At 70.5% G+C, this 20,879-nt stretch carries 18 protein-coding genes and 2 tRNA genes; 10 read left to right on the top strand and 10 right to left on the bottom strand.

Annotated features, from left to right (window positions below):
- Positions 1-78: 78 nt before the first annotated feature.
- Entirely contained in the window at positions 79-1,131 is a 1,053-nt protein-coding gene (locus OG788_RS36890) for a DUF2235 domain-containing protein (protein WP_406375343.1), read from the top strand.
- A gap of 80 nt (positions 1,132-1,211) precedes the next feature.
- Complete coding sequence (locus tag OG788_RS36885) at positions 1,212-1,739, top strand: NUDIX hydrolase family protein (protein ID WP_351541024.1); 528 nt, start codon at positions 1,212-1,214, stop codon at positions 1,737-1,739.
- A 407-nt stretch (positions 1,740-2,146) separates the two neighbouring features.
- On the opposite strand, the gene OG788_RS36880 is transcribed toward OG788_RS36885, so the two are convergent.
- The 3 genes from OG788_RS36880 to OG788_RS36870 all read right to left on the bottom strand — a co-directional run bounded on the left by OG788_RS36880 (position 2,147) and on the right by OG788_RS36870 (position 4,042).
- Positions 2,147-2,791, bottom strand: a complete 645-nt coding sequence (locus OG788_RS36880; RefSeq protein ID WP_406375342.1) for a class E sortase — start codon at positions 2,789-2,791, stop codon at positions 2,147-2,149.
- 71 nt (positions 2,792-2,862) lie between these two features.
- A complete protein-coding gene (locus OG788_RS36875) occupies positions 2,863-3,042 on the bottom strand; it encodes a hypothetical protein (protein ID WP_351540888.1) in 180 nt (59 codons plus the stop codon).
- Positions 3,043-3,277: 235 nt separating this feature from the next.
- On the bottom strand, positions 3,278-4,042 hold the full coding sequence (locus OG788_RS36870; protein ID WP_406375341.1) for a TetR/AcrR family transcriptional regulator: 765 nt from the start codon (positions 4,040-4,042) through the stop codon (positions 3,278-3,280).
- 557 nt (positions 4,043-4,599) lie between these two features.
- Here OG788_RS36870 and OG788_RS36865 point away from each other — a divergent pair.
- Complete coding sequence (locus tag OG788_RS36865) at positions 4,600-5,745, top strand: glycosyltransferase (RefSeq protein ID WP_406375340.1); 1,146 nt, start codon at positions 4,600-4,602, stop codon at positions 5,743-5,745.
- A 79-nt stretch (positions 5,746-5,824) separates the two neighbouring features.
- On the opposite strand, the gene OG788_RS36860 is transcribed toward OG788_RS36865, so the two are convergent.
- A tRNA-Pro gene (locus OG788_RS36860) sits at positions 5,825-5,898 on the bottom strand.
- A gap of 100 nt (positions 5,899-5,998) precedes the next feature.
- Here OG788_RS36860 and OG788_RS36855 point away from each other — a divergent pair.
- The 3 genes from OG788_RS36855 (at position 5,999) to OG788_RS36845 (ending at position 9,650) form a co-directional block, all read left to right on the top strand.
- Positions 5,999-6,523: a DUF309 domain-containing protein gene (locus OG788_RS36855; RefSeq protein WP_406375339.1), complete on the top strand. Its 525-nt coding sequence runs from the start codon at positions 5,999-6,001 to the stop codon at positions 6,521-6,523.
- Positions 6,524-6,669: 146 nt separating this feature from the next.
- Positions 6,670-7,440: a precorrin-6A synthase (deacetylating) gene (gene cobF, locus OG788_RS36850; RefSeq protein WP_406375338.1), complete on the top strand. Its 771-nt coding sequence runs from the start codon at positions 6,670-6,672 to the stop codon at positions 7,438-7,440.
- A 125-nt stretch (positions 7,441-7,565) separates the two neighbouring features.
- Positions 7,566-9,650 (top strand): MDR family MFS transporter, encoded by a 2,085-nt coding sequence (locus tag OG788_RS36845; protein WP_406375337.1) that lies wholly within the window; start codon positions 7,566-7,568, stop codon positions 9,648-9,650.
- A 113-nt stretch (positions 9,651-9,763) separates the two neighbouring features.
- On the opposite strand, the gene OG788_RS36840 is transcribed toward OG788_RS36845, so the two are convergent.
- A complete protein-coding gene (locus OG788_RS36840; protein ID WP_406375336.1) occupies positions 9,764-10,510 on the bottom strand; it encodes a cobalt-precorrin-6A reductase in 747 nt (248 codons plus the stop codon).
- A 76-nt stretch (positions 10,511-10,586) separates the two neighbouring features.
- On the opposite strand from OG788_RS36840, the gene OG788_RS36835 reads away from it, so the two are divergent.
- Positions 10,587-11,372, top strand: a complete 786-nt coding sequence (locus tag OG788_RS36835; protein WP_406375335.1) for an HAD-IIA family hydrolase — start codon at positions 10,587-10,589, stop codon at positions 11,370-11,372.
- Positions 11,373-11,401: 29 nt separating this feature from the next.
- Here OG788_RS36835 and OG788_RS36830 read toward each other — a convergent pair whose 3' ends face one another.
- The 3 genes from OG788_RS36830 to OG788_RS36820 all read right to left on the bottom strand — a co-directional run bounded on the left by OG788_RS36830 (position 11,402) and on the right by OG788_RS36820 (position 15,105).
- Positions 11,402-12,175, bottom strand: a complete 774-nt coding sequence (locus OG788_RS36830; RefSeq protein WP_406375334.1) for a sulfite exporter TauE/SafE family protein — start codon at positions 12,173-12,175, stop codon at positions 11,402-11,404.
- A 66-nt stretch (positions 12,176-12,241) separates the two neighbouring features.
- Complete coding sequence (locus OG788_RS36825) at positions 12,242-13,750, bottom strand: long-chain-fatty-acid--CoA ligase (protein WP_406375333.1); 1,509 nt, start codon at positions 13,748-13,750, stop codon at positions 12,242-12,244.
- Positions 13,751-13,917: 167 nt separating this feature from the next.
- Complete coding sequence (locus OG788_RS36820) at positions 13,918-15,105, bottom strand: thiolase family protein (protein WP_351540923.1); 1,188 nt, start codon at positions 15,103-15,105, stop codon at positions 13,918-13,920.
- Positions 15,106-15,381: 276 nt separating this feature from the next.
- Between OG788_RS36820 and OG788_RS36815 the strand changes: the two genes are divergently transcribed.
- The 3 genes from OG788_RS36815 to OG788_RS36805 all read left to right on the top strand — a co-directional run bounded on the left by OG788_RS36815 (position 15,382) and on the right by OG788_RS36805 (position 18,558).
- Complete coding sequence (locus OG788_RS36815; protein WP_406375332.1) at positions 15,382-15,729, top strand: DUF3140 domain-containing protein; 348 nt, start codon at positions 15,382-15,384, stop codon at positions 15,727-15,729.
- Between the two features lie 147 nt (positions 15,730-15,876).
- The gene (locus tag OG788_RS36810) at positions 15,877-16,689 is read left to right on the top strand and encodes an SAM-dependent methyltransferase (RefSeq protein ID WP_406375331.1); all 813 of its coding nucleotides are present in this window, start codon (positions 15,877-15,879) and stop codon (positions 16,687-16,689) included.
- A 135-nt stretch (positions 16,690-16,824) separates the two neighbouring features.
- Entirely contained in the window at positions 16,825-18,558 is a 1,734-nt protein-coding gene (locus OG788_RS36805) for a GAF domain-containing protein (RefSeq protein ID WP_406375330.1), read from the top strand.
- A 110-nt stretch (positions 18,559-18,668) separates the two neighbouring features.
- Here the strand turns inward: OG788_RS36805 and OG788_RS36800 are convergent, their stop codons facing one another.
- Both OG788_RS36800 and OG788_RS36795 read right to left on the bottom strand, forming a co-directional pair.
- Positions 18,669-20,486 carry an ABC transporter ATP-binding protein gene (locus OG788_RS36800; protein WP_406375329.1) on the bottom strand — a complete coding sequence of 606 codons (1,818 nt, stop codon included), beginning with the start codon at positions 20,484-20,486 and terminating at the stop codon, positions 18,669-18,671.
- Between the two features lie 257 nt (positions 20,487-20,743).
- Positions 20,744-20,817 (bottom strand) — tRNA-Pro (locus tag OG788_RS36795).
- Positions 20,818-20,879 lie beyond the last annotated feature (62 nt).

Genomic DNA, 20,879 nt, shown 5'->3' with positions numbered 1-20,879 from the left:
CTCGTATCTCGACCCCTCCTTCGGCCCTTCCCCCTGGCCCATCGAGGTCTCGACCGATCGGTGAACGTGAGGCCCGGCATGCCCAAGAACCTCGTCATCTGCCTCGACGGCACCGGCAACCAGGTGAAGGCGAAGGGGAACACCAACGTCGTCCGGCTCTACGAGATGCTGGACCTCTCCGATCCCGCCCGCCAGATCGCCTACTACGACCCCGGCGTCGGCACCTTCTCCGCGGCCGGCGCGTGGACCCCCGTGGGCCGCCGCCTGTCGAAGCTCCTCGGCCTCGCCTTCGGTTCCGGAATGAAGGCCAACCTGGCCGAGGCCTATACGTATCTGATGGGCCATTACCAGCCGGGCGACCACATCCATGTCTTCGGATTCAGCCGGGGCGCGTACACGGCCCGCGCGCTCGTGGGCATGCTCAAGGCGGTCGGGCTGATGCGTCCCGGAATGGAGAACCTCGTCCCGTACGCGGTGTCGGTGTACGCCAGGAACAAGGACTGGACCCGGCAGGACTGGGACCAACTCCACCATTTCGCGGGCGCCTTCAGCAACGCGGTCGAGGGCCGCGTCGGTATCTCCGTCGCCTATCTGGGGATCTGGGACTCCGTGAAGGCGGCCGGCGTGCTGCGCTGGAACCTGCGGTGGCCCTACACCCGTCAGGTCCCGAACGTCGCGCGCATCCGCCACGCCGTGTCCGTCGACGAGAAGCGCAGGCCCTATCGCGAGTACCTCGTGACACCGGGCGACGGCAGGCGCCCCGCGCCCGGCCTGGTCGAGCAGGTGTGGTTCGCCGGGGTCCACTCCGACGTCGGCGGCACCTTCGACGACGATCCCCGGACGGCCACCGTCGCCCTCAAGTGGATCGTGGACGGCGCCCTCGACGCGGGTGTCCTGCTGAAGAAGGGGGCGTACGCCCGCGAGGTGACCCTGGCGCCCGACGACGCCCTGGGCCGGATCCACCGGATGGGCCGGATCTGGGCCCTGCTCACCTACCGGCGCCGGAGGCTGCCCGCGGACGCCCAGGTGCACGCCAGCGTCCGCGCGCGCGACGCGCGCTACCGCGACCGGATTCCGTCGACGGCCCTGTGGGCCGACACCGCCTGGCTGACGCCGAGGGATGCGCGATGACCCTTTCCGTGGGGCATCGTTGACCTGGAGCATCACGCCCGCACCGGACGCACGGAAAGTATGATCAAGCAATGTCTGACTTGACCGAAACCACGCCCGGCTGGCTGTCCCGTGACGAACTGGAATCGGCCCGCGCCCGCCTGCCGATCCTGTACGTCGAAGCCGTACCGGTGCGCGTCGACGACAACGGCGAAGTCACCCACATCGGGCTGCTGCTCCGTATCGGTCCGGACGGGACGGTCAGCCGCACCCTCGTCTCCGGCCGGGTGCTGCACCACGAGCGGGTCCGCGACGCCCTGCTGCGCCACCTGGAGAAGGACCTCGGCCCCGTGGCACTCCCCCGGATCCCGGCCTCCCTGCAGCCCTTCACCGTCGCCGAGTACTTCCCGACGCTGGGCGTCACGCCGTTCCACGACCCCCGCCAGCACGCCGTGTCCCTGGCCTACATCGTCCCCGTGACCGGCGACTGCCGCCCCCGGCAGGACGCACTCGACCTGGTCTGGTTCAGCCCGGAAGAGGTCTCGTCATCGGTGGTCGCGGACGACATGCCCGGCGGCCAGGGTGTGCTGCTCAGGCAGGCGCTGGCACATGTCGGACGCCTTTCCTGACGCGAAGCCCCGCCGAACACCCCGGAATCGGGGAAAGTCGACGTCCCGCCCGACACGGCAGCCGGGCCATCACCCTGCCCGGCGCCGCGACCCCGTCATCAAGATCCTGCCGACGCGGCCCGGGACATCGGGCGGCGATCAGTCGGCGGAGCAGGTAAAAGGCCGTTCCCGCAGAAGCGGAAACGGCCTACGACCTGCATGCATGCAAGTCGGGACGACAGGACCTCGCTGGGCGACCGGCCCTCCGGGCCGGTGTGAGGTTCCGGCCGGGGACGACGAGGCGTGGGGGCGCGCCGCACCCACGGGCTTCCGGTTGGATCCCCACACCGCGCACATGCTGAACCTCGACGGCGGATTCAACACGGTCCGGCAGGAAACAGTCGCCGCCCGGCTCGGAGCGCGCGATGTCACCGCTCGCGCAGTTCACCCCAGACGACGAGCCGGAGCCTGTAGGCACGGGTGACCGGGTCACGGTCCGTGCAGGTGGTGAGCGTGATGCGCGCCTTGTCGGGCTTGACCCCGGGCCTGTTGGGAACGGGCAGGACGACACCGACCTCCGTCGGCTTCACCTTCTTTGTCTCCGTGATCCGGTAGGTGTCGCTTCGTCCCCGCCACTCGACGGTGACCGAGTCGCCGCGTTTCAACTGGTCCAGCCGGTTGAACGGCTGCCCCCAGCCTGTTCTGTGGCCGGCAACCGCAAAGTTGCCGATCTCACCGGGCATCGCAGTCCCTGGATAGTGCCCCGGTCCCTTTGCCAGAGCATCTTGAGATACTCCCTCGACAACGACCGGACGGTATCCGGACCCGAATTTCGGAATCCGCAGCACCGCGAGAGCCTTCCCCTCACGAAGGCCGGGACCCTTCCGTTTCGCCCCCTGCGGAGGAGCCGATGCCTGATGGCCCACCTGCGGCTGCCACAGTTGATCACGCAGATTCTGTTGTGCCCGGCCATATTCGTGATCCTGCTGCCAGTCCTGGTGGAGCCTGAGCCCTCCCATGAGGAGGCCGGTAAGGATCAAGCCCAGTCCCACCAGGCGGATTATTGTCCGCATGAGAAACGTCCTCACGGTTTTGGCGAGGTCACCGACAATTCCACTCCACCTTGGGTGCGTGTCAGCCTTGGTCAGGTGTCGTCGCTGTTGTTCTCCCTTCGGGGAATCAGCCGCAGCGCGGCGAATCCCACCGAGATCAGAACAAACATCACGACCCAGAACCAGATGCTGTCCACGCCGCCGGTGACAGGCAGAACGCCTGCACCGACTCCGGCAGATGCCGCAGTTCCGGCACCGGTGTAGTCCGCCATGAGTTTCTCCTTCGGAACATGAAGCTGCGGCCAATTCCGCCATCAGAAACGGATCGGCGCCACGGACAAGTGGAGATCCGGCACCTGCATCGATCCGACGCCCGGCCCGAAGCCGTAGTGGTGAGGGGACGGGCACATCAGCCGAGATTTCTCAGCTGCCGATCCGACTTGTTTACGACGTATATGTACAGCTTCAACCCGGTTGACGCATGCGGTCAAGTGGAGAGTGCGGCGATCACTGCACCGGCCCCGCCCCGATGGGCCGGACCAGGCGGTCGAGCAGTGCGTCCAGCCCGACGGCCAGGCCCTCCGGCCCACCCGGCTCGGTGAGCGCGACGGCCATCCGCAGCCTGGGCAGCTCCTGCGGCGGCAGGTGATCCAGCCCGAGGCGGACCACGGGATCCGGCTCATCCGGGTTGTCCGCCATGGGGCACACCTCAACCGACACATAGCCGAGGACCCACCCCGTGATGGCGCGGAAGACGACTCCGGCGCGGACGCCGTCGAGTCCGGCTTCCTCGAGCAGGGCGAACACCCTCTCGTGGCCCCTCAGAACGGCGAGCGGCCGGCGGGCCAGGGGAGCCCTCAGCATGCGCGTGGGGAGCAGTGGCACCGCCTCGGGATGGGCCAGGCAGACGTCGTAGGTCGCCCGCCCAATCCGGTGAAGCCCGAAGCGCCACGCCGGCACGCCGGCCACGGCCCCCGCCGCATCGGCGGCCAGGCACTCCTCCACTTCGAGGTAGAGCGCTTCCACCAGTCCGTCCAGGAGGGCGTTCTTGCTCGGCGCATACCGATAGAGCGCCATCGCTTCCACCCCGAGTTCGGCGCCCAGGCGGCGCATGCTCAGCACTGGCAGTCCTTCCCGGTCCACCAACGCCAGCGCTGCGGCCAGCACACGCTCCCGGTTCAGCGGGCGGTACCAGCCGCGACCGCCGGAGCGGCGCACCGGACCGGCGCCGCGCCAGCCCTTACCCTCCGCCCGACCCTGCTCCTTGGCCATGGCGCCTCCAGGCGATCCGCCCCCGCGCCGCTCGTGTTGACGACGCGCCCTTTCGGGTTCTAGTGTACGTATACAGTGTAAATATACGCATATCATCCATTCCTTCAACAGGGCTGATCGCACCGAGGGGCCGAAAGGCGGACTCCATGACCCGCATCGAGGACTACGCCCTCCTCCGCGACCTGGAGACGGCTCCGATGGTCGCCAGGGACGGATCAGCCGACTTGCCGTGTCTGCCGCGCCTCGACTCACCTGCCCGCCCGGCCCCGCGCGACTGGGCACGGCGGACAACAGCCTGCCGCCACTGGACACCGCGCCGGTGCGAGTCACCGACAACTGGCAGGTGCGGGGCCCCGGGCGACAGTTCGTCCACTCCAAGATCGTGGCGTGGCGTTCCACCGCTCGAGCCGTGCGCCGGCTCGGACGCGGACGGTTCCCGCGCCGGTACGCGGCCCCGGACACTGGCCGCCGACTCGGCAACACACCCCCAGGCATTCAGCCACATCGCCCTGGGTGGAAACAGCGTCCACCCTCTCAGCGGCATCGAGGTGATGGCCATGTTCGCCAAGACACGCATGCTTCGCGCCTGCTCCTTCCGGATGCGTTCGAAGCATGAGCGGGGCAGGCCGCCCCGAGGGGAGAACCCGCGAAGGGTGGTGGCGCTCGTTCCCGCTTACAAGGAAGTGGACTCGCTGGGGCACGTCCTTGAAACCCTGAAGCGCCAGACGCACCCCCCGGACCGCATAGTCGTGACTCTTGACCCGCACAAGCAGAAGCAACGAACTCGCGAACTGGAGCAAATAGGCCGCGAAGCCGGTGCCGAAGTCTGGCATTCCGTCGGCAACAAGTACAAGAAGGCTGGCAATCTCAACGGAGCACTGGCGGAACTTCTGAAAACCCTCTCGGATGATGACGCGGTTCTGGTTCAGGATGCCGACACCTACCTCGATCCCCACTTCATCGAAGTGACGCGCAGGAAGCTGCTCCAGGGATACGACGCTGTGGGAGGGAATTTCCGCGGACGTGCGGGCGGTGGATTGTGCGGCGTCTTCCAGCGGAATGAGTACGCGCGATACGCGCGGGACACAGGACGCAAGAAAGGCAAGGTACTGTGCCTGACAGGCACAGCCTGCCTGTTCAGGGTGGAAGCCTTGAAGGATGTTCTGGCCGCCCGTGAGAACGGACAATTGCCTGCGGCTGACGGCGTGTACGACACCAAGGTGCTGACGGAGGACAACGAACTCACGCTCGCGCTGAAGCACCGGGGTCGGCGTGTTGTCGCCCCTTCCCGAGCCACCATGACCACGGAAGTCATGCTGACGTGGGGAGACCTCGCCAATCAGCGGCTTCGTTGGAAACGCGGAGCGCTCGAGAACCTGTTTGACTACGGTCTTACGCGTTACACGCTAGAAGGATGGGTCAGACAAGCGATCGCCTTTCTGGGCGCCACGGTATCGACAATTTACGTCGGGTCGCTTCTGTGGTTTGTCATGACGGGTGCCGGCGTCAGGATCGCTCCCTTCTGGATAGCCCTTACAGCCTTCTACGCGATAGAGCGCGCGATCACCGTGAAAGCACGAGGGTGGCGCGTGGCCATGGCGTCGATGCTGGTCATACCCGAGTGGTTCTACGACCTTTTCCTCCAGGGCGTGCACATCCGCGCACTGGCAGAGGCGGCCCTCCGAAGGGAACGCAACTGGTAGGCAGCGCACCGCGGCGGCGGCGCGGGCCCTCATGCGAATGGGCCTCCACGGGCTTCCGCCGTGAAGACCCTTCGCACCGTCGGGACGACAGGATTTGAACCTGCGACCCCTTGACCCCCAGTCAAGTGCGCTACCAAGCTGCGCCACGTCCCGGTGCGTTCACCCGCGGTGACCCGCGTGATCGTGCGAACATAACTTTACCCCACGCCGGGGGGCTGCTCCGCAGGGGGACGGGGCGCGCGACAATCGGCGTATGAGCGGGACATCTGAGACGCGGCAGTCCGGCGGACGTGATCGGGACACCGAGGGACGGGCACGGAACGCCCGGCCCCGCGACGGACTGGGGCGCCCCCTGCCCTACGGAGCGGACGGGGTGGAACGGCAGCCGGAGGGGGTCGTGCGCGCCCCCGAGGAGACGGTCGCCGAGGCGCAGGCGCTGCTGGACGCGGGCAGGCCGTTCCACGCGCACGAGGTCTTCGAGGACGCCTGGAAGTCCGGTCCGCGGGACGAGCGCGGGCTCTGGCGGGGGCTGGCCCAGCTCGCCGTGGGACTGACCCACACGGCGCGGGGCAACACGACGGGCGGCGCACGGCTGCTGCGACGCGGCACCGGGGCGGTCGAGGAGTGGGCGGCGGAATCCGGGCGGCCGCGGCCGTACGACCTGGACCTCGCGGAACTCGCCGTCTGGGCAAGGGAGTTGGCGGGAGTCGTGGAGCACGACGGCGGGCCGGTCGACGCGGCGGCCTCGTCACCGCGGCTGCGCGGCCGGGCCGCCTGACGCGTGCGCGCCCCACCCCGCCCGATACCGGCTGGGTGCCCGGCCACGCCGTCCGTCAGCCCCCGGCCAGGCACAGGGCTCGGCGCCGGACCCGGCTCCGCCGATGCGGTGCGTCCACGGTCGGTGGCGTGCGGCAGACTCTGGGTGTGCGAAAGATTCATGTCATCGGCATCGGTGCGGGCGACCCCGATCAGCTCACGCTCCAGGCGGTCAAGGCGCTGAGGAGCACGGACGTGTTCTTCATCCTGGACAAGGGCGAGGTGAAGTCGGACCTCGTCCAGCTGCGCCGCGACATCCTCGACGCCCACATACCCGAAGGGGCGTACCGCCTGGTCGAGGCCCGCGACCCGGACCGGGACCGGACGGCGGGGGGCCCGGCCTACTCGCCGGCCGTCGGGGACTGGCGCAGCGCCCGAGCCGCGATCTACGAGCGCCTGATCGCCGAGGAGCTGGGCGAGGACGAGAGCGGCGCGTTCCTCGTCTGGGGCGATCCCGCCCTGTACGACAGCACGCTCGGCATCCTGGAGGAGATCCTGGACCGGGGCGCGGTGGCGTTCTCGTACGACGTGGTGCCCGGCATCAGCAGCGTCTCGGCGCTCGTCGCCCGGCACCGCACGGGACTGAACCGGGTCGCCCGGCCCGTGCAGATCACCACCGGCCGGCGCCTCGCGGAGGGCTTCCCCGAAGGGGTGGACGACGTGGTCGTGATGCTCGACGCCCACCAGACGTTCCGGCAGTACGCGGACGAGGACATCGACATCTACTGGGGTGCCTACATCGGCACGGCCGACGAGATCCTCGCCTCCGGTCCGCTGGCCGAGGCGGCCCCCCGTATCGAGCGGTTGCGCGCCGAGGCCCGGGAGCGCAAGGGCTGGATCATGGACACTTATCTGCTGCGCAGGAATCCGCGGGCGTAGTCCGCCAGGTGTGACACCCCGGACCCGGGTCCGGGGTGTCAGGTGTCCGAGAAGGCCTTCCCGCCGGTACACCGGGCGGATCGCCCCGCATGCAGGGGGAGCCCACCGGTGTGAGGGTGGCGATTGTGACGATCACGGAGGATTCCGCGCCACCCGCGGCGGGGGCGCCCGGGCCGCCGGTCCTGGACAGCCGGCGCCGCAACATCGTCTTCGCGACGATCGTGCTGGGCATGCTTCTCGCCGCGCTCGACCAGACGATCGTGGGCACCGCGCTGCCGACGATCGTGTCCGATCTGGGCGGCGCGGCGCACATGTCGTGGGTGGTGACCGCGTACCTGCTGGCCGAGACCGTGGCGACGGTGCTGGTCGGCAAGTTCGGCGACCTGTTCGGCCGCAAACTGGTCTTCCAGGTGTCGGCGATCATCTTCATCACGGGTTCGTTCCTGTGCGGGCTCGCCACGAACATGACGCTGCTGATCGCCTGGCGGGCGTTGCAGGGCATCGGCGCGGGCGGTCTGATGGTGACCTCCATGGCGCTGATCGCGGACGTCATCCCGCTGCGCGAGCGGGGCAAGTACCAGGGCGCGATCGGCGCGGTCTTCGGTGTGGCCACGGTCATCGGGCCGCTGCTGGGCGGACTGTTCACGGACCATCTGTCGTGGCGGTGGGCGTTCTACGTCAACGTCCCCCTCGCGATCGTGGTGGTGATCGCGGCGGCCCGCACCATTCCCGTGGTGAAGTCGGTGACCCGGCCTGTCATCGACTATCTGGGCATCGCGCTGGTCGCGGTCGGCGCCAGCGCCCTGATCCTGGCGACGAGTTGGGGCGGCAACGAGTACGCCTGGACATCACCGACCATCATCGGTCTCTTCGTGGGCGGTGTGGTCGCGCTCGGCCTGTTCTGCCTGGTGGAGACGCGTGCGGCCGAACCGATGCTGCCGATGCGGCTGTTCTCCAACCCGGTCTTCACGGTCTGCTCGATCCTCAGCTTCATCGTGGGCTTCGCGATGCTCGGCGCGATGACGTTCCTGCCGACGTATCTGCAGTACGTCGACGGGGATTCGGCCACGGTCTCCGGTGTGCGCACCCTGCCCCTGGTCATGGGGCTGCTCATCGCGTCGATCTTCAGCGGCAACGTGGTCAGCAAGACCGGCCAGTACCGGATCTTCCCCATCGTCGGCTCCCTGGTGATGGCGGTCGGGCTCTATCTGATGTCGCGCATGGGACCGGACACCGGGGCCTGGCTGGAGTCCCTGTACATGTTCGTGCTCGGCACCGGGATCGGGCTGTGCATGCAGGTGCTGACGATCGCCGTGCAGAACACCGTCGAGTACACCGACCTCGGCACCGCGACGTCCGGTGTCACCTTCTTCCGTACGCTGGGCAGTTCCTTCGGTACGGCGGTCTTCGGCACGATCTACACCAACGCGCTGAAGCCGAACCTGGCCGAGGGGGTCAGAGCCGCCGCGGAGACCGGGGCGGCCGGACCGGCCGTCATCGCCAAGGCGGCGCAGAGTCCGGAAGGCCTGCACCGACTGCCGCCGGAGGCGGCCCAGCCCATCATCGACGCCTACGCCGACACCATCCACACGGTGTTCCTGTGGACGGTTCCGGTCGCGGTCCTCGGCTTCGTCGTGGCGCTCTTCCTCAAGCAGGTGGAGCTGCGCGACAGCGCGCGGATGGGGTCGACGGACATGGGCGAGGGCTTCGCGTCGCCGTCCACCGCGGACTCCCAGCGGCTGCTGGAGTTCGCGGTCGCGAAAATCATCGGCACCACGGAGATGGACACCGCGCGCCGGATCGTCGCCGAGTCCGACACCCGGCTGGACGTGGCGGGCTCCTGGGCGGTGATGCAGGTGGAGCTGTTCACCCGGATGGTCGGCCACGCCAATCTCGCGCTGATCGCCGCCCGGCGCCATCTGCCGCCCGAGGTGCTGGTCCCGGTGTTCAACCGCATGGTCGAGGAGGGCTATCTGACCCGGCACGGCTCGTTGTTCTCGCACACCGCGGCGGGCGAGCGCGAGGCTCGGGTGATCAGCGAGGCCTGGGGCCGCTGGCTCGCCGGGCGCGTCGAGCAGGATCTCGGCCGGCCGTCCGGCGAGGAACTGCGCGCCGCCGTCGACACCATCGCCAAGCGTCTGCTCGTCGAGGACCTGACACAGGGCCTGCCCGGCCGGCCCCCGGAACTGGCCTCGGCGACGACGAGTTGACCGGCCGGCGTCCGGCCCACCGCGACCGGCGGTAGCCACGCGCCGTCGCGACGGAGAGCCGGGCGAGGTACCCGAACGGCGTCACGCGGCCGAGCGCGGGCCCCGGAGGTCGGTCACCGCGGGCCGAGGCCGAGCAGGGCCAGCGCCGACGCGACGTCCGGTACCGCGCTCACGTCCTGCGGGAGGGGCGGCCGGCGTACGACGACCACGGGGAGGCCCAGGTCGCGGGCGGCCGTCAGTTTCGCCGCCGTCGCCGCTCCACCGCTGTCCTTGGTCACCAGGACGTCGATGCGATGCCCGCGGAGAAGGCGCGTCTCGTCGTCCGGAGTGAAGGGACCGCGCGCGAGCAGCACTTCGGTGTCCGCGGGCAACGGCGGCTCGGGGGCCTCCACCGAACGTACGAGAAAGTGCAGCCCGGCCAGATCCGCGAAGGCCGCGAGACCGAGGCGGCCCGTGGTGAGAAAGACACGGCGGCCCAGCTCGGGCAGCAGCGCCGCGGCTTCGGCGAGGGAGTCCACCGGGTGCCAGCGGTCGCCGGGACCGGGGCTCCAGCCGGGGCGGCGCAGCACCACCGCGGGAATCCCGGTCGCCGCCGCGGCCCGTGCCGCGTTCGCGGTGATGCCGGACGCGAAGGGGTGCGTCGCGTCGACGACAGCGTCCACCCGGTGCTCGCGCAGCCATCGCGCCAGCCCCTCCGCCCCGCCGAATCCGCCGGTCCGTACGTCCCCTTCGAGCGCTCCCGGCCGGGACACCCGGCCCGCCAGCGAGGTCGTCACCCGCACGCCGGGGCGCGTCGCCAGCTCGGCGGCGAGTTCGCGGGCCTCGGTGGTGCCGCCGAGAAGGAGGACGTGCGGGGACATGGGGCGAGCGTACGGGGTACGGGAGCGGCTGTGCGCCTGCCCCGGTCGCCGCAGGTCAGGTCGGTATCGTCCTCGCGTGGATACGGTGCGTGCGGTCCTGATCGACATCGACGGCGTCCTCACCGTCTCGTGGGAGCCGATTCCCGGCGCGGTCGAGGCGTTGCGGCACATCCGCGAGGCCGGTCTCGGCATCGCCCTGGTCACCAACACGACGTCCCGCACGCGCGCGTCCATCGCCGCCACGCTGGCCGGGTCGGGCTTCCCGGTGGACGCCGCGGACATCCTCACCGCGCCGGCCGTCACCGCCGCGTATCTCGCCGAGCACCATCCGGACGCCCGGTGCGCCCTGCTGAACAGCGGCGACATCGGTGAGGATCTCGAAGGCGTGCACCTCGTCGAGGAGGACGCGGATGTCGTCGTGGTGGGCGGCGCCGGTCCCGAGTTCGGCTACGCGGCGGTGAACCGGGCCTTCGGCCATCTCCAGCGGGGTGCCCGGCTGATCGCCATGCACCGCAATCTGTACTGGCGGACCGACCAGGGGCTCCAGCTCGACGGCGGCGCGTTCCTGCTGGGGCTCGAACGGGCGGCACGCACGGAGGCCGCGATCACCGGGAAGCCGTCGCCGGCGTTCTTCGAGACGGCGCTGGCACGTCTCGGGGTCGGTCCCGGCGAGGCGCTGATGATCGGCGACGACATCGAGTCGGACGTCCTCGCGGCCCAGCGCACCGGCATCACCGGCGTCCTGGTCAGGACCGGGAAATACCTGCCGGAGAGCCATCGGGCGGCCGACGGCACGCCCGATCACGTCCTGGACTCCTTCGCGGACCTCCCGCGTCTGCTGGCCTCCGCGGCTCCCCGGTAGCGCCGGGGCGCGCCCCGGACGCCCCGGACTCAGCGCAGCAGCAGCTGCACTCCCCCCACGATCGTCGCCCCGATCACCAGGCGCTCGAAGAGCCGCTGGTTGATGCGGTTCACCGCCCATGTGCCGATGAGCGCTCCCGGCACGACGAACGCGGCCAGGGCCGCGTCCAGCAGCAGGGAACGGCCGTCGATCAGGCCGAGGCCCACGCTGAAGGGCACCTTGGAGACGTTGACGATGAGGAAGAAGAAGGCGGAGGTGCCGAGGAAGCCGAGCTTCCGGAAGCCCGCCGAGAGGAGATACATCGACATCACCGGACCGCCCGCATTGGCCACCATCGTGGTGAAGCCGCCGAGCACACCGTAGGAACGGGCCTTGACCCGTCCCGTGCGGGTCACCACCGAGTCGGGCTCCTCGTCCTGGCCGGCGGCCCGGCGGCGCCACAGGGTGACCCCGGTCATCAGCAGCAGGATCGCGCCGATCGAGGTCCGTACGGCCCCGTCGTCGGCCCACACCAGGAACAGCGTGCCGAGGACGACGCCGGCGGCGACCGCCGGGAACAGCCGCCACAGCGTGGGCCAGTGGGCGTGGCGCCGGTAGGTGAGGACCGCGAGCACGTCGCCCACGATCAGCAGGGGCAGCAGGACACCGGTCGAGGCGCGGGCGGGAAGCACGGCGGCGAAGATCGCCAGGCTCACGGTGTTGGCGCCGCTGACGGCTGTCTTGGAGAAGCCGACGAGCAGAGCCGCGGCGGCGAGAGCGGCGAACTCCCAGGTGGATATGTGCCAGAGCGTCATCGTGTTCATGCGGGGGCCGATGCTATGCCCACGCAACTCTCCCGCGTACGCGGGGTCCCGCCGCCCCTCCCGAGGTCACGCCGTGTACCGGGCGCGCAGCTCCCTCTTGAGGACCTTCATGCTCGGGCCGAGCGGCATGGCGTCGGTGAACTCCACACGGCGCGGGTACTTGTGACGGCCCAGATGGTCCTTGGACCAGTCGGTGATGTCGGCCGCCTCCGCCGAGGCGTCCCCGGCGCGTACGACGACCGCGCACACCTCCTCGCCGTGCAGCTCGTCCGGCAGTCCGATCACCGCGACCTGGGCGACCGCGGGGTGGCGCATCAGCACTTCCTCCACCTCGCGCGGGTAGACGTTGTAGCCGCCGCGGATGATGACGTCCTTCTTCCGGTCGACGATGGAGAGGAAGCCCTCGTCGTCCTTGGTGCCCAGGTCACCGGTGCGGAACCAGCCGTCGACCACGGCCTCCGCGGTCGCCTCGGGCCGGCCCAGGTAGCCGGAGAAGACATTGTGGCCCCGGATGACGACCTCGCCCAGCTCGCCCGGCGGCAGCAGTTCGACGCGTCCCTCGACGTCCGCGCGCGCTATCTCCACGTCCACGCCCCAGAGCGGGTGCCCGATGGTGCCCGCCTTCGTGCCGAAGAGGGGCTGGTTGACGGACGCGGTCGGCGAGGTCTCCGACAGCCCGTACCCCTCGTAGATCTTCGCGCCGAACGCCGCCTCGAACCGTTCCAGGACCGCGACGGGCAGCGAGGCTCCGCCGGAGATGCAGATGCGCAGTTCCGGGAGGGCTCCCGCGTCGGCCGCCGCGGCGGCGAGGGCGACGTACATCGTGGGGACGCCGTGGAAGGTGTTCACGCCCTCCTTCACCATCAGCTCGATCGCGCGCGCGGCGTCGAAGCGCGGCAGCAGGACGAGGGTGGCGCCCGCGCGCCAGGTGGAGTTGAGGGAGACGGTCTGGCCGAAGGCGTGGAAGAGGGGCAGCGCGCCGAGCGCGATGTCGTCGGGGCGGATGTCGTTGGCGTCGAAGGCGTTGACCGTCGCGTTCATCACCAGGTTGAAGTGGCTGAGGACGGCGCCCTTGGGGACGCCGGTGGTTCCGCTGGTGTAGAAGACGACGGCCGGGTCGTCCGCGTCGCGGGTGAGGTACGAAGGGAGGGGTTCGGCGTCCGCGGCGAGCCGTTCGAACTCGGCGCCCAGCGTGACGGTCCGGACACCGAGGGCCCGCGCGGCCGCGGCGCCCGTCCCGGCCTGCGCCGGGTGGCAGAGCAGGAGGGTGGCGTCACTGTCCTTCAGCACGTGCTCGACCTCGGACGCCGACAGGAGCAGGTGCACGGGGACGACCACGCCGCCCGCCGCCGCGATCGCGTAGTAGGCGTGCGGGAACTCCGCCGTGTTGGGCGCCATGAGGGCCACCCGGTCCCCGGGCCGGACGCCGAGACCGACGAGCGCGCCGGCCTGCGCCAGGACGCTCCGCCAGACCTCGGCGAAGGTGAGGCGCAGGTCGCCCTCGACGAGTGCCGTCTTCGCGGGCCGCCGCCGGGCGTTCTCGGCGAGGATCGCGGCGAGGGACAGGGTTGCCATGGAGGAGTGCTCCGTTTCCTGCTGGTGCGGCTCTGAACCAGGTGGGGGCGCGTCGGGGGCGCGAACGAGCCGGGGCGGCCGGGCGGGCACGTGTGTCGGCGTGCGCCTGGCGTACGCCGGCCCAGGCGCCCCCGCGCGTACGAGGGCGGGTCGGGGCGGTCGGGGTGTCAGTGGCGCTCGACCAGGACCGCGCTGCCCTGTCCGACGCCGACGCACATCGTGGCCAGGCCGCGCGCGGCGCCCGTGCGGCGCATGCGGTGCAGCAGGGTGGTGAGGATGCGGGCGCCCGAGCAGCCGAGCGGATGACCGAGGGCGATGGCGCCGCCGGTCGGGTTGACGAGGTCCGGGTCGATGCCGAGGCGGTCCACGCAGGCGAGGGCCTGGGCGGCGAACGCCTCGTTGAACTCGGCCTCCTGGATGTCGCCGATGCTCCAGCCGACGCGCCCGAGCGCCTTCTGGGTCGCGGGCACGGGGCCGATGCCCATGACGTCGGGATCGACACCGGCCGAGGCGCCGGCGACATACCGTCCGAGCGATTCGAGACCGAGTTCGTTCAGGGCCTCCTCGCTGACCAGCAGCACACCGGCGGCGCCGTCGTTCATCGGTGAGGCGTTGCCCGCGGTGACCGTGCCGCCGGCGCGGAACACCGGCTTGAGGCGGGCCAGCTTGTCGAGCGAGGTGTCCTCCCGTACGCACTCGTCGCTGTCGACGACCACACCGTCGGGGCGCTCGACGGGAAGCAGCTCGGCGTCGAAGTACCCGTTCTTGCGGGCGTCGGCCGCACGTTGGTGGCTGCGGAGCGCGAACGCGTCCTGGCGCTCGCGCGAGACGCCGTACCGCCCGGCGACCTCCTCCGCGGTCTCCCCCATCGACAGGACGCCGTGCAGCTCCTTCATCGCGGGGTTGACCAGCCGCCAGCCGAGCCGGGTGTCGACGGTCTCGATGCGGTGCGGCAGCGCCTCGTCCGGGCGGGGCAGGACGAAGGGGGCCCGGCTCATCGACTCGGAGCCGCCGGCGAGCACGATCTCGGCCTCACCGGAGCCGATGGCGCGGGCCGCTGTCGTGACGGCCTCGAGGCCGGAGGCGCAGAGCCGGTTGACGGTGGCGCCGGGCACGCTGTCGGGCAGTCCGGCGAGCAGCGCGGCCATCCGCGCGACATTGCGGTTGTCCTCACCGGCCTGGTTGGCGGCGCCCCAGTAGACGTCGTCGACGCGGGCCGGGTCGAGCGTGGGCACCTCGGCGACGAGACCGCGGATGACGCTCGCGGCGAGGTCGTCGGGCCGCACGGAGGACAGCGCTCCGCGCAGCTTGCCGATGGGTGTGCGGCGGGCGGCCGCGAAGTGGACGGGACGCACGACAGGACTCCTGACGGAACACCGAGATTAATTAGCACTGCTAGTTTTGGACTATAACCCCGCACCGGGCCCTTGGGAAGATCCCCCCGGCGGCCGGTATCCACCCATCCGTCCCCGGACACCGCGCACCCTCCCCTCACACGGCCCACCTCCACCCCCACACCCGCATGGAGTGGGGCACCGCGGGCAGACGTGAGGACGGGGCGGCCCGGAGGGACCCTCGGCGCCGCTCCTCGTCCCGAAGCAGACCCACGGGAACACCGAAGGGGGCACGCCATGACCGACGCCGTCGAGCTCGACGCGCTGTGGGACGAGTTCCACCGCGTGGTGAACATGACCTCCCAGGAACTCGCGGCCTGGCTGCGGGTCGGCGACGCCGGGGAGCCGAGCGAGCCGCCGCCTTCCGAGGCGGGTCCGTCGACCGGCCGTCATGTGCTCGCGATCCTGCAGAAGCGCCGCACGGACCTCACCGACGACGACATCCGGACCATGTACGAGGTGGTGGACATCGTCTCCGCCGAGGAGGACGGAGAGAACGGGGACGGCGGACCCGGGTCCGGGGACGTACGGCTGCGCCACCGCCTCATGGCGCTGGGCCATGATCCGCTGAAGCCGGACCGGTGAGAACCGCTCCGCGGCCGCGCGACCGCCGGGTGGCCGAGGATCGACTGTCCGAGGCACCGCATTCCACGCGGATGGCACACTGCTCACGCACCCCGCCGGACACGGGTCGACGGGGTGAACCAGCCCAGCGGAGCAGGGAGTTGCCGTATGACGGGGACGGAGTCCACCGCACACCGGATCGACACCAGCAGGCCACATCCGGCACGGGTGTACGACTGGTACCTGGGCGGCAAGGACAACTACCCCGTCGACGAGCGGCTCGGGCAGCAGATCACCGCGCTCGATCCCGGCGCCCGACGGGCCGCACGCAGCAACCGCTGGTTCATGCAGCGGGCCACCCGCCACCTGGTCCGCACGGCGGGAATCCGCCAGTTCCTCGACATCGGCACCGGCATCCCCACCGAGCCCAATCTCCACCAGATCGCGCAGACCGCCGCTCCGGACGCACGGGTGGTGTACGTCGACAACGACCCGATCGTCCTCGCCCACGCCGAGGCGCTGCTGCGTGGTACCCCGGAGGGCGTGACGCGGTACGTCCAGGCGGACGCGCACGATCCGGGGAGGATCCTCGAAGAGGCCGCGCGGGTGCTCGACCTCGACCGCCCCGTGGCCCTCTCACTGATCGCGCTGATGCACTTCATCGCCGACGACGGCGGCGCGTACGAGCTGGTGGAGACCCTGGTCGACGCACTGGCGCCGGGCAGCTGTCTGGCGCTGTCCGCGATGACCGCCGATTTCGAGCCGGAGAACGTGCGGCGGGGTATCGAGCACTACGCGCGCGGCGGAGTCACCCTGGTGGGCCGTTCGCACGCCGAAGTGAGCCGCTTCTTCAAGGGACTTGACCTGGTCGAGCCGGGCGTCGTCTCCGTGAAGGACTGGCGCCCCGACCTCGCGGAGGGCGAGACCCCGATCGGTGACGAGCCGGTGTCCCTGTACGGCGGGGTCGGCTTCAAGGGCTAGCGCCGCCTCCCCGTGCGCCTCCGGCGCCGTTCCTGCCGCCCCGAAGCCGCGCGTCGCGTTCCGCACTGGTGCTCGACCGCGGGTGCGGCCGGTCGGGCATCATGGCTCCGACGGGCGGCAGTGAGGGGAACACGTATGGACCGGGGCGCGCGCCTTCCGGAGGAGCCGTCGGTACCGCAGTTCCGGCTCGACGCCCTGCTGGAGGACCTGCAGGAACAGGTCGAGCGTGTGCGCGGCACCCAGAACCGGGTGCACACCCTTCTCGAAGCGGTCCTCGCGATCGGCAGCGACCTGGACCTGGACGTGGCCCTGCGGCAGATCGTGGAGTCCGCGGTGCAGCTCGTCGACTGCCGCTACGGGGCGCTCGGAGTCCTCGGCGACGAGGGCGGCATCAAGCAGTTCATCACGGTGGGGATCGACGAGGAGACCATCGCCCGCATCGGGAACCACCCCCGGGGAGAAGGCATCCTCGGCCTGCTCATCCGGGAGCCGCACGCGCTGCGGCTCCCCGTCCTGAGCGACCACCCGGACTCGGTCGGCTTCCCGCCCGGGCACCCCCCGATGACCACGTTCCTCGGCACACCCGTGCAGGTCCGCGACAAGATCTTCGGCAATCTGTACCTCACGGAGAAGCACGGCGGGACCGCGTTCGACGCCGAGGACGCGGCGGTCCTGCGCACGCTCGGCGCCGCGGCCGGTGTGGCCATCGACAACGCCCGGCTGTACGACGACGCCCGGCGCCGTGAGCGCTGGCTGGCCGCGAGCAGCGAACTGACCCGCACCCTGCTGTCCGGCGTCGATCCGGCCGAGGTCCTGCACGCGTTCACCGCGACGGTCCGGGAGCTGTCCGACGCGGATCTGGTCACCCTGGCGCTGCCGGTGACCGGCACCACGGACCTGGTCATCGAGTCCGCCGAGGGACGCGACGCCGACCAGGTACGGGGGCTGGCCCTGCCGGACGGAACGAGCCTGGCCGCCAAGGTGTTCGCCTCCGGCGAGAGAATCGTCAGCACGTCGCTCAGCCAGGACCCGCGCACCGGGACGGGCAGCGCGTCGGTCCTCGACCTCGGCCCGGCGTTCGTGATTCCGCTGGGCACCCAGGAGCGGGTGCGCGGCGTTCTCCAGGTCGCGAACCGGCAGGGCGGCACCGCGTTCCCGGACGCCACCGTCGAGATGATCGCCGGGTTCGCCGGTCATGCCGCGCTCGCCCTGGAGATCGCCGAACACCGCCGCGACGCCGAGCAGTTGCTCGTCCTCAACGACCGCGACCGCATCGCGCGCGACCTGCACGACCTGGCCATCCAGCGGCTCTTCGCCGGGGGGCTCAGCCTGCAGTCGGTGCTCAACCGGCTCACCGACCGGCCCGACGTGGCCGCGCGCGTCCAGCGGGTGGTGGACGATCTCGACGACACGATCAAGGTCGTACGCTCCACGATCTACGCCCTGCGCGAGAGCGACCGGTCGAGCGCCACCGGTCTGCGCGCCCGGCTCGTCACCGAGGTGGGCCGCGCGGCCGAGACGCTCGGCTTCGCCCCCGCCCTGCGCATGAGCGGCCTGCTGGACACCGACGTGTCCGACGAGCAGCGCGAACACCTGCTCGCGGTGGTGCGGGAGGCCCTGTCGAACGCCGCCCGGCACGCCCACGCCACCGCCGTGGAGGTAACGGCCGAGGCCACCGCCACCACGCTGCGGCTGCGGGTGGCGGACAACGGCCGCGGCATCGGTCCCGACGTCACCCGCCGCAGTGGGCTCGGCAACCTAAGTATCCGCGCCGAGAACCTCGGCGGCTCGTGCGCCCTGACATCCAACGAGCCGAGCGGCACCGTCCTGGAGTGGACGGTGCCGCTGCACCACGCCGATCCGGCCTGACCCTCGGAGTGCGCTCCCGTCCCGTGCGACGGTTCCGCGAGCGCCCGGCGGCGCCGTCACCCGGCCGGTCCGGGCCCCGAGGTCACCCGCGCCCGGCCCCGGGGCCGCGTTCAGTGCTGGTCGGCGGGTGCGGGGCTGTCGTCGATGAAGCCGCCCGACTGGTGCCGCCACAGCTTCGCGTAGGCGCCTTCGGACGCGAGAAGCTCCTGGTGCGTGCCCTGTTCGACGATGCGCCCCCGGTCGAGGACGACGAGCCGGTCCATGGTGGCGACCGTGCTCAGCCGGTGCGCCACCACGAGCGCCGTGCGCTTCTCCATGAGCCGCCACAGCGCCTCCTGGACGAGGATCTCGCTCTCCGAGTCCAGGGCGCTGGTCGCCTCGTCGAGCAGCAGGATCGGCGCGTCGCGCAGGATCGCGCGGGCCAGGGCGACGCGCTGGCGCTGGCCGCCGGACAGCTTGATGCCGCGCTCTCCGACCATGGTGTCGAATCCCTCGGGCAGCGCGTCGGCGAACTCCGTGACGTGCGCCGCCTCGGCCGCGCGGCGGATCTCGGCGTCGCCGGCGTCCGGCCGCGCGAAGGCGATGTTGTCCCGCAGCGTCCGGTGGAACATCGCCGGGTCCTGGGGCACGTAGGCGATCAGGCCGCGCAGGTCGGCCTGGCGCAGCTTGCTGATGTCCTGGCCGCCGATCAGGATGCGGCCGCCGTCGATGTCCGTCATCCGCAGCAGCAGCCGGGTGAGCGTGGTCTTGCCCCCGCCGGACCGGCCGACCAGACCGATCTTCGCCCCGCTGGGCACGGCCAGTTCCAGCCCGCTGAAGAGCGGCTTCGCACCCCCGTGGGTGAAGGTCACCCGCTCGAAGCGGACGTCGGCGTCGCGGGACAGGAGGGGCTCCGGAGCCACCGGGTCGAGCACGGTCGGCGGCGTCAGCAGCAGTTCGGTGAACTGGGCGGCCTCCGTCATCGAGCTCTCCAGACGGCGGTAGATCTGGTTGAACTCGAACATGATCCGCGTCGCGTTGGCGTAGTACGTGAAGGCGACCACGACCGCCTCCACGCCGTGCCCGCCCCCGCCGAGGGCGACCGCGAGCAGCAGCCCGAGCGCGTTGGTGAGCACGGACATCGGCGCGACCAGGGTGTCGATGCGCAGATTGCCGTAGTCCCACGACCGCAGGGTGAGCCGCCGCGAGGCCGCGACGCGGGAACGGTGTTCGGCCGCCTCGCGTTCCTCGGCGGCGAAGGCCCGGACGGTGTCCATGTTCATCAGGCTGTCGGCCACGTGGCCCGAGACCCGGGCGATCGCCTCCTCGCGCTGGTCGACGAGTGCCTGGCGACGGCGGATGAGGGGCACCACGCACAGTCCCGTCACGGCGATCATCACCAGCAGCCCGACGACGAGCAGCGGTTCGTAGCGCCACAGCACCACCGATCCGAACACCAGCGGCACCAGGCTCCCGACGACCTGGAACGTCATCGTGTCGACGAATTCCTCGAAGCGGGAGGCGAAGCTCAGCACCCGCTTGGTCAGCGATCCGGCGAAGTTGTCGTGGAAGAACGAGGCGTCCTTGGCGAACAGTTCGTCCATGCCGATCACGTACAACTGCTCGATGCCCAGGGCGTCCAGACGGTTCAGGCAGTGCAGACCGAGGCGCCAGAACGCCTCCGCCAGCAGCAGCACGCCGCCGAAGCCGAGGACGTAGGGCAGGGCCGCGCCCATGGACATACCGCTGCCGTCGCCCGCGATGCGGCCGACGAGCTTCGCGACGATGAGCGGCGCGACGTAACTGATGCCGATGTTGCCCAGCGCCGGCATCAGCATGGCGGGCAGCGTCAGCCGCCGGAGCCGGCCCAACTCCCTTCCGTAGTAGCGGAGTGCGAGGAGCACGGAGCCCCTGCCCGGTAAAGCCTTGCGCGATTCAGGCGATGCCATACCCACCCTGTGTCGTCGTACGGCAGCCCGCCGCGCGCGTCCGGTCACGAAGACGGCGATGTCCGCATATGGGCAGGCCAGGACTTGCAGTGTCCCGTGACGGTGTCCACGCGGTCCAAGCGTTTTTCTCGGCCATCGGGCCGCCCCGGACACCCCGGACGGGCTCGGCCGAAGAGGGCCGTACGACGGCGACCGGGTACGACAGAGGCCGTTTCCTCATCGCTGAGAAAACGGCCTCTGAACCACGACTCAAAAAGTCGGGACGACAGGATTTGAACCTGCGACCCCTTGACCCCCAGTCAAGTGCGCTACCAAGCTGCGCCACGTCCCGATGCCCGCCTGACCTGGGGTTTCCCCTGGTTGGACGTGCACGGAAACAATACCGCACTCGTG

This window comes from Streptomyces sp. NBC_00647 (genome assembly GCF_045207245.1).
Taxonomy (GTDB): Bacteria; Actinomycetota; Actinomycetes; order Streptomycetales; family Streptomycetaceae; genus Streptomyces.
Note: the sequence above shows the minus strand (reverse complement) of the source record. Positions and strands in the feature narration are given on the sequence as shown.

Coding starts and splice junctions, on each gene's coding strand:
- OG788_RS36890 (WP_406375343.1), top strand. CDS start 79: ATGCCCAAGAACCTCGTCATCTGCCTCGACGGCACCGGCAACCAGGTG.
- OG788_RS36880 (WP_406375342.1), bottom strand. CDS start 2,791: ATGCGGACAATAATCCGCCTGGTGGGACTGGGCTTGATCCTTACCGGC.
- OG788_RS36875 (WP_351540888.1), bottom strand. CDS start 3,042: ATGGCGGACTACACCGGTGCCGGAACTGCGGCATCTGCCGGAGTCGGT.
- OG788_RS36870 (WP_406375341.1), bottom strand. CDS start 4,042: ATGGCCAAGGAGCAGGGTCGGGCGGAGGGTAAGGGCTGGCGCGGCGCC.
- OG788_RS36865 (WP_406375340.1), top strand. CDS start 4,600: ATGTTCGCCAAGACACGCATGCTTCGCGCCTGCTCCTTCCGGATGCGT.
- OG788_RS36855 (WP_406375339.1), top strand. CDS start 5,999: ATGAGCGGGACATCTGAGACGCGGCAGTCCGGCGGACGTGATCGGGAC.
- OG788_RS36840 (WP_406375336.1), bottom strand. CDS start 10,510: ATGTCCCCGCACGTCCTCCTTCTCGGCGGCACCACCGAGGCCCGCGAA.
- OG788_RS36830 (WP_406375334.1), bottom strand. CDS start 12,175: ATGAACACGATGACGCTCTGGCACATATCCACCTGGGAGTTCGCCGCT.
- OG788_RS36825 (WP_406375333.1), bottom strand. CDS start 13,750: ATGGCAACCCTGTCCCTCGCCGCGATCCTCGCCGAGAACGCCCGGCGG.
- OG788_RS36815 (WP_406375332.1), top strand. CDS start 15,382: ATGACCGACGCCGTCGAGCTCGACGCGCTGTGGGACGAGTTCCACCGC.
- OG788_RS36810 (WP_406375331.1), top strand. CDS start 15,877: ATGACGGGGACGGAGTCCACCGCACACCGGATCGACACCAGCAGGCCA.
- OG788_RS36805 (WP_406375330.1), top strand. CDS start 16,825: ATGGACCGGGGCGCGCGCCTTCCGGAGGAGCCGTCGGTACCGCAGTTC.
- OG788_RS36800 (WP_406375329.1), bottom strand. CDS start 20,486: ATGGCATCGCCTGAATCGCGCAAGGCTTTACCGGGCAGGGGCTCCGTG.